The following is a 10,988-nucleotide window of genomic DNA, read 5'->3' as shown; positions in this document are numbered from 1 at the left end:
GGCGCGTTAGCGGCTGAGCTTGCCGGTGAGCCCGGCGATCGGGCGCAGGAAGATCGGGCGGGCCAGCAGCCAGCCGGCGACGACCACGACCACCGAGCCGATGAAGACCCACAGGCCCAGCCAGCCGGTGTCATCACGTGCCGCGTACATGTGGTTCAGGTTGCGCAGGGCCCCGGTGGAGAAGACCAGCACCACGTGAACGATGATGAACATGACGAAGAACAGCATGGTGGGCAGGTGGATCGCCCGGGCCAGCTCGATCGGGTACGCCTTGTTGATCCTGGCCTGCTTCGGCCACGCGTTGGACATCCGCAGCCCGGTGATGATGGCCAGCGGCGCGGCGACGAACACCACCAGGAAGTAGGTGATCATCTGCAGGGCGTTGTAGTTCGTCCAGCTGTTCTCCAGGGGCCAGTCGAAGGAGGCGTACTGCAGGGCGGAGGAAAGGGCGTTGGGGAACACGTCCCAGTGGGTTGGCACGATGCGCATCCATTGGCCGGTGACGAACAGCAGGATGTAGAACACCAGCCCGTTGAGCACCCACAGGGCGTCCAGGCTCAGGTGGAACCACAGTTCCAGGCTGATCTTCTTCGGCGTGCCCTTAGTCTTGACCAGCCCCTTGTTGTTCCGCGTCCAGAAGGTGCGCGGGCGCCCGGTGCTGCGCACCTGCCAGCCGGAGCGGATGATCAGCACGATCAGGAACATGTTCAGGAAGTGCTGCCAGCCCATCCAGGCCGGGAAGCCGACCGGCGCGTTCTGCGGCAGCGTGGAATGCCCCGGGTAGCGGGTCAGGAAATCCTGCACCGGTTCCAGGGTGCGCAGCCAGCGCGCCAGCAGCACCACGAGGGCGGCGACGATCAATGCCGCTGCCACCGTGAGAACCGGGCGCAGCCACGGGGGTGGTGTGGCCTTCCCGGTGCGTGACGGTTTCTTGCCGATCGTAGACATATGTGTTTTTCCTTCGACACGAAGTGGTGATTGCACTTATCGTAGCGTTCCTACCGAGGTGAAGTCAGGTATCGGTGTTCAGGTCGGCCCCGGTTTCCGTAGCTCAGCTGCAGCTGCAGGGCCTCGCTGGCGACCAGCGCGGCCAGATACCGCTGCGCGGTGGCCCGGGCGATTCCCACGGCCTCGGCGACCTGGGCGACGCTCAAGGGTTCGCCGGCATCCTGCACGCAGGCCAGCACCGCCTGCTCGGTGGGGGCGGCGCCTCCGGATGGCGCGGCGGTCTCCTCCCCCGCCCACAACGCCTTGTACAGCCGGTCCACGGCACCCTGGTCCAGGTTCGTGCTCGCCGCCAGCTGCCGGCGGTAGCGGGCCCAGCCCTTGAGCTTGGCGGCCAGGGTGCGCGGTTCGAAGGGCTTGATGACAAAGGCCAGCACCCCGGCGCGCAGGGCCGCGGCAATGTTCTGCGGTTCGCTGGCGGCCGAGACCATGATGACATCCACGTCCAGCACCTTGGCCAGCTCCAGGCCGCTCACGTGCGGCAGGTACAAATCTAGCAGCACCAGGTCCGGCTGCTGCGCGGCCACCACCTTGGGCACCGTGCGCGAATCCTGCACCGGTTCCAGCGCCGTGAAACCCGGCATCTCATTGACCATGGAGGCGTGCAGTTCACCGACCCTGAAGTCGTCGTCGACGATCAGCACCCGGTAGTCCCCAGGGGTTGGCATGGTTCAGCCCTTCCTTTCCTCGCTTAATACCGACGGCAGCCGGGCAGCAATGACCGCCCCGCCGTGCTCCCCGCCCCGGTCGGCCACCCACACGTCCCCGCCGCGGGCCCGGGCCAGCCGGCGGATCAGGGGCAGTCCCACCCCGTGTCCGTGCCCGGCACCGAGCTGGCTGCCGGTGGTGACCGCGGGATTGAAGATGTCTTGTGCGGTGGTGATGCCCGCCCCCGAATCGGCTACCGCCAAATGCAGGGTGCTCCCCTCGGACAATAGGTCGACTTCCACCCACCGCGGCCCTTCAGCCCCTAGTGAAGCAGTAAATGCATTATCAAGCATATTTCCAAGGACCGCGGTGACGTCCTGGGCGTCGTGGGCACTGGCGACCGGCGCGTAGAGCATTGAGTCCGGGGAGATGCGCAGCTCGATTCCCATTTCGTGGGCGCTGATCCCCTTGGCCGCAATGAACGCGGCCAGGTAGGGGTCGTTGACGGTTTCCAGCCCCTGGACCGGGACAATGGCCGGCCCCGAGTCGGTGACCTCACGCAGGTAGTCGCGAGCCTGGTCGATCCTGTCCTGGTGCAGCAGTCCCAGCACCGCGTGCATCCGGTTGGCGAATTCGTGGCGCTGCGCGCGCAGCGCGTCGGCCATGTCCTGCACCGCATCCAGCTTGGTGCCCAACGCCTCAACCACCGTCACGTCGCGCAGCAGGATCACCTGGCCCAGGTCCACCCCGTCGCGCACCACGTCATTGATGCGCGCGATCAGCGAGGTCTGGCCAACCTCCAGGCGCACCGGGGTGCGTTCGCGCTGCCGGATAGCGGTGACCAGCCGCTCGTTCAGTCCGGCGGCCGCGTAGTGACGGCCCACCACGTCGGCCAGCTCGGTGCGGTGCGGCAGCCCGAGCATCTGCCGGGCGGCCTTGTTGCGCACCGTGATCACCCCGTCGCTGCCCAGGCCCATCACCCCGTCGGTCACCCCGTAGAGCACGGCCTGCTGGTCGCGGACCAGTTGGGCGATTTCTGCCGGTTCCAGCCCCAGGGTCTCACGCTTGAGCCGGCGCACCGTCGCCCGGCCAACCAGGGTGGCCAGCACCGCGGCCAGCAGCGCGAAGAGGATGATCCAGGAAATGGAGACCAGCAGGGTGCGGGTCAGCGACTCGGTGGCCAGCCCGACCGAGACCTCCCCGACCACGGCGTCAGTGCCCGGGGCCCGGACCGGCACCTTGGCGCGCACCGAATCGCCCAGGGTGCCGTGCTCCCGCGAGACATCCTCCACCCCGCTTAGCGCAACCGGATCGGTGGAGACCCGCTGGCCGATCTGCCGCGGATTCGGGTGGGTCAGGCGCAGCCCGCGGTCCTCGGTGATCACCACGAACGCGGCCCCGGTGTCCCGCCGGACCGCCTCGGCCTGCGCCTGCAGCGGCCCACGGCGCAGCGAACCGGCGTCGAGCCGCTCACGTTCGGCCTGCTCGGCGGCCACCTGGCGCACCTGCGGATCGGCGGCCACGGTGCGGGCGATGCCCAGGGCCGTGGCTTCGGCGCGTTCAAAGACCTGGTCATAGCGCACCGCGATGGTCGCGGCGGTCACCACCAGGATCAGCAGCCCAAGCACCGCGAACTGCAGGCGCATGATGCGCGAGGCGAAGTGCTTGCCGCTCAGGCGGCGGCTGGTGGCGGTGGTGGAGCGCATTTACCCAGCATACGGGCCGGGGAGATTTTAATGAGCAAAAAGCGGTCAAAAACTAAAAGCGATCAGAACCCGGCACAAGCCGCGGTCGTGACGCAGCCCACGTAGCGTCAATGGCGTACCCGCCCCACGGGTGCAATCATCAACGTTTTTCCGCCAAGGAGGTCGGTGCAATGTTAGTTGCCCTCGGATTCCTCATGGTCGCCACCTTCATGGTGCTGATCATGACCAAACGCATGACCCCGATGCTGGCACTGATCATTGTGCCCACCGTGTTCGGGCTGTTCGCCGGGGCCGGGCTGGGCCTGGGCGACATGGTGATGGACGCCGTGAAGTCGATGTCCGGCACCGCGGCCCTGCTCATGTTCGCCATCATGTACTTCGGCATCATGATCGACGTGGGCCTGTTCGACAAGCTGGTGGCCGCGATCCTGAAGCTGGTCGGCAACGACCCGGCCAAGGTCGTCATCGGCACCGCGCTGCTCACCGCCGTGATCTCGCTGGACGGCGACGGCTCCACCACGTTCATCGTGGTCACCGCCGCCCTGCTGCCGGTGTACCAGCGCCTGGGCATGAGCCCGGTGGTGCTCACCTGCGTGGCCGGCCTGACCAACGGCACCCTGAACGTCGTGCCCTGGGGCGGGCCCACAGCCCGCGCCGCAGCCGCCCTGGGCGTGGAGGCCACCGACATCTTCGTGCCGATGCTCCCCTCCCTGGGTGTGGCGCTGGTCGTGGTCGGCATCTTCGCCTGGCAGCTGGGCCTGTCCGAGCGTCGCCGGCTGCACCGCGAAATGCCCGAGGTGTGGGGCACCGAGCTGGGCGGCGGCGCGCTGAACCGCCCGAAGGCCCCGGCCGGCGGGCCGGGCTCCTCCCCGGTGGCCGTGCTGGAGGCGGTGGCCACCAAGGGCGATGGCACCGAACGGCCCACCATGGACGGAACCGCGCTGGACCCGAACCGCGAGACGCTGCGCCCGAAGCTGTTCATCTTCAACCTGGTGCTCACCGTGGCGATCATGGTGCTGCTGATCATCGACGTTGTTCCGCTGTCCTACCTGTTCATGGTCGGCACCGGCATCGCCCTGGTGGTGAACTTCCCGAAGGTCAGCGACCAGATGAAGATGATCACCGCGCACTCCAGCGAAATCATCGCCGTGGTCTCCATGGTGCTGGCCGCCGCGGTGCTGACCGGCGTGCTCTCGGGCACCGGCATGGTCGATGCGATGAGCGCCTGGCTCGTGGACATCATCCCGGATTCCATGGGCCCCTACCTGGCCGTGCTCACCGGCCTGATCTCCGTCCCGGCGACGTTCTTCATGAGCAATGACGCGTTCTACTTCGGTGTCCTGCCGGTGCTGACCGAGGCCGGGGCCCACTTCGGCATCGACGCGGTGGACATGGCCCGCGCCTCGATCACCGGCCAGCCGGTGCACATGCAGTCTCCGCTGGTGCCCGCGATCCTGCTGCTGGTCTCCATGGCCAAGGTTGACCTGGGCGATCACCACAAGAAGGTGCTGTGGCGGGCCCTGGTGGTCTCGCTGGTGATGCTCGCCTCCGGCGTGCTCTTCGGCGTGATCCACATGGGCTAGACCCACTTCCCACGCCGCTGGCGGCTCTTCCCGACATTGCCGGGAAGAGCCGCCAGCGGCGTTAAGCGGGCGGTGGGAGTGAGATGCGCGACGCCCGCTGGCCGCCACCGCCTCAGGGGCGGGATAATGGGTGCCATGCCCACGCCTGAAACCGTCCTGCTGCCCGCCGCCGCATGGGGCGAGCGCGCCCTGGAGCATGAGCGGCGCGCACGCAGCTTCGGCGAGGCCTTCACCACGCGGCGGATGAGCGGGAAGAAGCACCCGGTTGAAGACTTCCTGTTCACCTACTACACGCAGAAGCCCGGCCAGTTGTACCGCTGGCATCCAGGGGCCGGGGTGCAGCTGGCCGGGGAACCGGCCCGGCAGCGGGCCCACTGGAAGTTCTACCGGGTTTCCGAGGTGGACGGCACGCCGGTCGCGCAGGTCGATCTCGCCGCGTTCGCCGCCGCACGGGCCCGGATGCTGGAGTTCGCCCGGGTGATCCTGCGCGGCACCGCGAGCCGCCCCGCCAGCTTCTCCTGCTTTGGACTGCACGAGTGGGCGATGGCCTACAAGTCCGAGGAGAACGGGATCCGGCACGAATACCTGCCGCTGCGGCTGGGCGCGGCCGGCACCGACCGGGTGGTGGAGAGGCATCGGATCCGCTGCACCCACTTTGACGCCTTCCGCTTCTACCCCCCGCAGGCCGCGCCGCTCAATGAGCTGCAGCCCACCCGGGAAACCCAGCGGGACCTGGAACAGCCCGGGTGCCTGCACGCCAACATGGACCTGTACAAGTGGGCGTACAAACTGGTGCCGCTGGTCTCCAGTGAGCTGATGATGGACTGCTTCGAGCTGGCCTGGGACATCCGCACCATGGACATGCAGGCCTCCCCCTACGACCTGGCCGAGTGGGGCTACTCGCCGATCCGGATCGAAACCGCCGAGGGCAAGGCCCGCTACGTGCGGGAGCAGAAGCGCTTCGCCGAACGCGCCGACGTGCTGCGTTCGCGGCTGCTGGCGGTCGCCGAATCCGTGGCGCTGCCGGCCTGCGGCAACACCTTGAGCACCAGCTAACGCCGGGACGCTGGCGGCCGGGCTGTGCTTCAAGCCACAATGGACTATGGACGTTCTACGCTTGGCGCGCCGCGCCGGACTTTCGCTGACCTGCCTGCTGGCCCTGATGGCGGCCAGCGGCTGCGCGCAGGTCGAGCCCGACGGGCAGCAGCCAACGACCACCGCCAGCAGCAGCTCCGCCCCCTCCCCCAGCCCCACGGATCCGGCCGTGGACACCACGCTGACGGTGGAGCTGCACGCCGACGGCACGAACCTGAGCAGCCAGTACACGCTGAGCTGCCGGGGCGCCGAGCCGGTGGATTCGAGCACCGTCCCGGATGCGGCGGCAGCCTGCGCGATGATTGAGGAGAACCCGGCGGTCCTCGCCCCGCAGCGCCCGGCCTCCCAGCCGTGCACCGAGCAGTACGGCGGGCCGGACCGGGCCGTGGTCATCGGCACCCACCGGGGCAACGCAGTGAAAACCTCCTTTACGCGCAGCAACGGCTGCGCGATCGCCGAATGGGATGCGCTGGCCCCACTGCTGGGCCACGGCGGACTCTAGGCGACCTGCCACCCGCGGACCGACACGGAAAAAAGTTGATGAAAATCAACTACATTTGATCGTGTGACAACTAGGATTTGAGGTGTCATGGAATTCTTCCTCCTCACCGTCGCCCTGCTCTTTGTCACCGTGCTGGTGGTGGGAGTTTCCGAACGCATCGGACTGCCCTATCCGATCCTGATGCTGCTGACCGCGCTGGTGGCCGGCTTCCTGCCGTTCATGCCGACCCTGCACATCGACCCCGAACTGATCCTGCCGCTGTTCCTGCCGCCGCTGCTGTTCGCCACCGCCCAACGCAGCTCCTGGTCGGTCTTCCGGCTGCGCTGGCGCACGCTGATCCGCATGGCGGTGCTGCTGATCGTGGTCACCGCCGGCGCCGTGGCCGCCACCGTCTGGGCCTTCGTGCCGCTGCTGTCCCTGCCCCTGGCCATCGCGCTGGGCGCCATCGTCGCCCCGCCGGACCCGGTGTCCGTGGACGCGATTGCCACGAAGGTGAAGATGCCGCGCCGGCTGACCTCGCTGCTGGAGACCGAGGGCCTGTTCAACGACGCGATGGCGATCGTGATCTTCCAGCTGGCGGTGAACGCCACCATCAACCGCACCGACGTGGGACTGGAAATCATCCCGCAGTTCGTGCTCGGCGCCGCGGCCGCCACCATCCTGGGCATTGCAATGGCCTGGCTGGTCGGGGCAATGAACCGCTTCGTGCCGAACCTGGTGGCCCGCTGCGCGGCCACGCTCGTGGCCCCCTATGCGGTGTACCTGCTGGCCGAGGAGGTGCACGCCTCCGGGGTGATCGCGGTGGTGGTCACGGCGCTGGAGCTGGGCCGCCGGGCCCGCCCACAGGACTCCCGTGAACGGCTGACCCGCACCGCGTTCTGGGAAGTGCTGGAGATGCTGGCCACGGGCCTGGCGTTCGGGTTCATGGGCATTGAGATGAACCGGGTGGTCATCGAGGAGGGCGCGCACCTGCTGACCTTCATCCCGCAGGTGGCCCTGATCTGTGCGGTGGTGATCCTGGTGCGCCTGGCCTGGATTTTCGCCACCTACTACCTGCCGCACGTGCGGGCGCAGGGCATGTCCGCCGCCAAGGACTCGCTGGTGCTCACCTGGTGCGGGATGCGCGGGCTGGCGACCCTGGCCCTGGCGCTCGCGTTGCCGGTCAGCGACGCGGCCGGGCAGGCGATCGAAGGCCGGAACTTTGCGGTGGTCACCGCCTGCGCGGTGCTGCTGACCACGCTGGTGATCCCGGGGCTGACCCTGCCGGCGCTGATGCGGGTGCTGAAGATCCAGGACAATGTGGAGCTGCTGGGGCGCAAGCGGCGCAAGCTGGCCAACCGGGCACAGCACACCGCGATGGAGACCCTGAAGGCCTCCCCGGACCTGGACAGGCTGCCCGATGACTACCGGGAGCTGGTGACCCGCCGGCTGCAGACGCTGCACACCCTGCTGCTCAGCGAAGAGTCGCAGGTGGAAAGCGACACCCTGCACGGGCAGAAAATGGCCAAGTACCGCAAGCTGATCCACATCTCCGATTCCCTGCAGAGCCAGGCGCTGGACGCGGCCCGCAACGAGCTGCTGCGGGCGCGCAACGAACCGGGGGTGGACCCGCACATGGTCGATGAGATCATTCACCGCCTCGACCAGCGCACCATGATCCTGGACCGCTAGCCGTTGTCCGCCGTCCGGGGGCGGCGCTGCAGGCGCACAATCACCTCATAGTGGTTGGTCTGCGGGAACATGTCCATCACCCGCGCCTCGACGGCGGTGAACCGGTCCATGCGCCGCAGGTCCTTGGCCAGGCTCACCGCGTTGCAGCTGGAGTAGATCACGTGCTGCACCTCAGAGGTGTTCAGCCAGTCGGCCAGGGCGGGCCCGATGCCGCGCCGCGGCGGGTTGACGACGACCAGCTTCGGGGCCTGGTCCTGGGCCAGGGCAAACTGCGTGGCGTCCCCGGCGATGAACCGGGTATCGGCCAGCCCCAGGTCCGCGGCGCTGCGTTCGGCCGCGCGCACCGCCTCGGCACTGGTTTCCACCCCGGTCACGCTGCGCCCCGGCGCGGCGGCGTGCAATGCGAACCCGCCGACCCCGCAGTACAGGTCCCAGACGCTGGCCGGCTGCAGCTGCCGCACCCAGCTGGCGGCCTGGCGGTACAGGGCGGCGGCGATCGGCGTGTTGGTTTGGAAGAAGCCCTGCGGGCGCAGGTGCATCCCAATGCCGTTCAACTCCATCGGCAGGGTCTGGGCGGCGCTGAGCACGATCTCCTCACTGCCTTCGAGCACGGCCTTGTGCTCGGGCAGGAAGTTCACCGAGACCACCTTCGCCGCGGGCAGCGCCTTGGAAAACAGCGGCAGCGAATCGCGCAGCGCCACGAAGTGCTTCTTGGTGCGCAGCACCCAGCGCACCATCAGCTGCCCGGAGGGGGCCAGGGTGATGATCACGTGCTTGAGCTCACCCTTGCGCCGCGGCACGTCATAGGGGATCAGCCCCAGCTGGCGGATGAAGCGTTCGATGACGGGAAACGCGGCGCGCAACGCCGGGTCGCAGACCCCGCAGTGGCGCAGGTCCACCCCGTGCCCGTCCGCGTCCAGGATGCCGATGGTCGGGTTCTCGCTGGTGCCGGAAATCACCATTTTCGCCTTGTTGCGGAACCCTGATTCGACGCTGGGCTGCGGGGGCAGGAAGCGCAGCTGCTCATGCCCGGCCAGCAGCTGGGCGCAGTGCTCGGCCTTGCCCTGCAGCTGCTGCTGGTAGGGGCGGGTCATTTGGCTGCAGGAACGGCACCGGCCGGCCGAGAAGTAGAGGCATTGCATGATGCTGGCCATGTTATCGAATCGGCCCCGCTGCCAACTAAGTGAGCTCGACGCTGATTGCCCGGGATTTTTCAGGTTCCGGCGATAGGCTCAAACCCAGTTGCTTCGCTGGGGCGTAGCATGATGACCGCACTCGCAACCCCGGAAAGGGACAATGGTTCAGCAGATTCGACGCCGCTCGCTTCGTCGTCCCCTGGCCTTCACGGCCCTGCCCTTGGCCGCTGCGCTGGGCGTCAGCGGCTGCTCGGCTCCGTCCCAACCGGCCCAGCCCGCCGCCCCCACCTCATCTTCGGCCCCCGAGGCCGCCGCACAGGGATCCGGCCAGGTCGCGGCCGCCCCACAGCCCAGCAGTGACCCCAAGGCCAGCAGCACCGGCAAGGCGCCGGCCACCACCGAACCGGCCCCCTCCACCGCTGCGAGCAAGACCGCCGATGAGGTGGCCCCCCTTTCCAGCGCCGGCACCGGCGCGAAGGCCCCGGCGGTGTCCCTGCTGCCCAGCACCAGTGCCAGCTACGACAAGGCGACCACCCAGCTCCTGGATGCGGTAAAGAACAAGAAGGTCGCCCAGGCGGAGAAGGCCGTTGCCGACGGCGCGGACCTGGAGGCCCGCGACAGCTACGGGCGCACCGCGCTGCTGAAGGCGGTGGTGAACAAGGACGAGGCGATGGCCCTGAAGCTCTTGAAGCTGGGCTCTGACCCGAACGCCACCGATGACTTCCACGAATCCGCCTACCTGCGCTCCAGCGCCGAGGGAATGGTGCCGGTGCTCTCCGCCGCGATCGAGCACGGTGCGGAACTGGAGGCCACCAACCACATGGGCAGCACCGCGCTGATGATGGCCAGCGAAAACGGTGAGGTCGAATCCGTGCGCCTGCTGCTGCAGCACGACGTGGAGGTTGACCACGTCAACGACCTGGGCTGGACGGCGCTGCATGAGGCCGTCGTGCTGGGCCAGGACTCATCGAACTTCGTCAACGTCGCCCGGCTGCTGCTGCTGGGCGGGGCCGATGCGACGATCAAGGACCGCACCGGCAGCGACGCGCTGGAGCTGGCCAGCGAACGCGGGCTGTCGCAGATGGTGCAGGTCATCCGCAGCGCCTCGCGCTAGGGTGCGGCCGCGCCCGGCGGCTACAGGGCGTCCAGGTAGAACCAGGCCCCGTCTTCCTTGACGAACGTGCTTTTTTCGTGCTGCGTGCCCACCCCGTCGGCCGCACGGTAGCTGGCCTCGAACTCCACCACCCCGCGCGAGGCTGATTCCTGGCCGGCCCGGGTGGAAAGGATCCGCAGCCCCAGCCAGTGCACACCCGGGTCGAAGTCGATGCTGCGCGGACGAGTGCTCTCATGCCAGGTCGCCAGCAGGTAGTCGGCCAGCTGCAGCACAAACGCGCTGTAGCGTGAACGCATCAGCTGTTCGGCGCTCTGCGGCAGCGCGCTGGCATCGGCCCGTCCCGCGTGCCAGGGGGCGCAACAGCGCCCATAGCTGCGCGCGTGCTCCTCGGCGACCCGGCAAGGGCAGGTCGCCGCGAGTGAAGTGCTCAGTGAAGTAGCCACGCCTCCAGCGTACTGCCTGGCTGCGCCCGGCACCCGTACGGCGAGCGGGTTCCGGTCCCGGGGATAGCTGTCTCACACTCGGCCC

The 10,988-nt window shown here is 68.2% G+C and carries 10 protein-coding genes; 5 read left to right on the top strand and 5 right to left on the bottom strand.

From position 1 onward, the window contains the following. Positions 1–6: 6 nt before the first annotated feature. The 3 genes from RCJ92_RS04120 to RCJ92_RS04110 are packed head-to-tail and all read right to left on the bottom strand — an operon-like array spanning position 7 to position 3,359. Complete coding sequence (locus tag RCJ92_RS04120; protein WP_346922308.1) at positions 7–948, bottom strand: cytochrome b/b6 domain-containing protein; 942 nt, start codon at positions 946–948, stop codon at positions 7–9. Between the two features lie 50 nt (positions 949–998). After that, complete coding sequence (locus RCJ92_RS04115) at positions 999–1,673, bottom strand: response regulator (protein ID WP_446753836.1); 675 nt, start codon at positions 1,671–1,673, stop codon at positions 999–1,001. Positions 1,674–1,676: 3 nt separating this feature from the next. After that, positions 1,677–3,359 (bottom strand): ATP-binding protein, encoded by a 1,683-nt coding sequence (locus RCJ92_RS04110; RefSeq protein WP_446753835.1) that lies wholly within the window; start codon positions 3,357–3,359, stop codon positions 1,677–1,679. A 170-nt stretch (positions 3,360–3,529) separates the two neighbouring features. On the opposite strand from RCJ92_RS04110, the gene RCJ92_RS04105 reads away from it, so the two are divergent. The 4 genes from RCJ92_RS04105 to RCJ92_RS04090 all read left to right on the top strand — a co-directional run bounded on the left by RCJ92_RS04105 (position 3,530) and on the right by RCJ92_RS04090 (position 8,210). Next, positions 3,530–4,942, top strand: a complete 1,413-nt coding sequence (locus tag RCJ92_RS04105) for a CitMHS family transporter (RefSeq protein ID WP_446753834.1) — start codon at positions 3,530–3,532, stop codon at positions 4,940–4,942. A gap of 135 nt (positions 4,943–5,077) precedes the next feature. Continuing rightward, the gene (locus tag RCJ92_RS04100) at positions 5,078–5,998 is read left to right on the top strand and encodes a 3-methyladenine DNA glycosylase (protein ID WP_446753833.1); all 921 of its coding nucleotides are present in this window, start codon (positions 5,078–5,080) and stop codon (positions 5,996–5,998) included. Between the two features lie 46 nt (positions 5,999–6,044). Next, a complete protein-coding gene (locus tag RCJ92_RS04095; RefSeq protein ID WP_446753832.1) occupies positions 6,045–6,539 on the top strand; it encodes a hypothetical protein in 495 nt (164 codons plus the stop codon). 87 nt (positions 6,540–6,626) lie between these two features. After that, positions 6,627–8,210 (top strand): cation:proton antiporter, encoded by a 1,584-nt coding sequence (locus RCJ92_RS04090; protein ID WP_138925525.1) that lies wholly within the window; start codon positions 6,627–6,629, stop codon positions 8,208–8,210. Here RCJ92_RS04090 and rlmC read toward each other — a convergent pair. Further along, entirely contained in the window at positions 8,207–9,352 is a 1,146-nt protein-coding gene (gene rlmC, locus RCJ92_RS04085; protein WP_446753837.1) for a 23S rRNA (uracil(747)-C(5))-methyltransferase RlmC, read from the bottom strand. The two genes, RCJ92_RS04090 and rlmC, sit on opposite strands and share 4 nt — an antisense overlap. Positions 9,353–9,506: 154 nt before the next feature. Here rlmC and RCJ92_RS04080 point away from each other — a divergent pair, with 154 nt between their 5' ends. Next, entirely contained in the window at positions 9,507–10,460 is a 954-nt protein-coding gene (locus tag RCJ92_RS04080; protein WP_343833074.1) for an ankyrin repeat domain-containing protein, read from the top strand. Positions 10,461–10,480: 20 nt separating this feature from the next. Here RCJ92_RS04080 and RCJ92_RS04075 read toward each other — a convergent pair whose 3' ends face one another. Then, the gene (locus RCJ92_RS04075) at positions 10,481–10,903 is read right to left on the bottom strand and encodes a YchJ family protein (protein ID WP_246049680.1); all 423 of its coding nucleotides are present in this window, start codon (positions 10,901–10,903) and stop codon (positions 10,481–10,483) included. Between the last annotated feature and the right edge of the window lie 85 nt (positions 10,904–10,988).

Source organism: Glutamicibacter sp. BSL13 (assembly GCF_052928425.1).
Note: the sequence above shows the minus strand (reverse complement) of the source record. Positions and strands in the feature narration are given on the sequence as shown.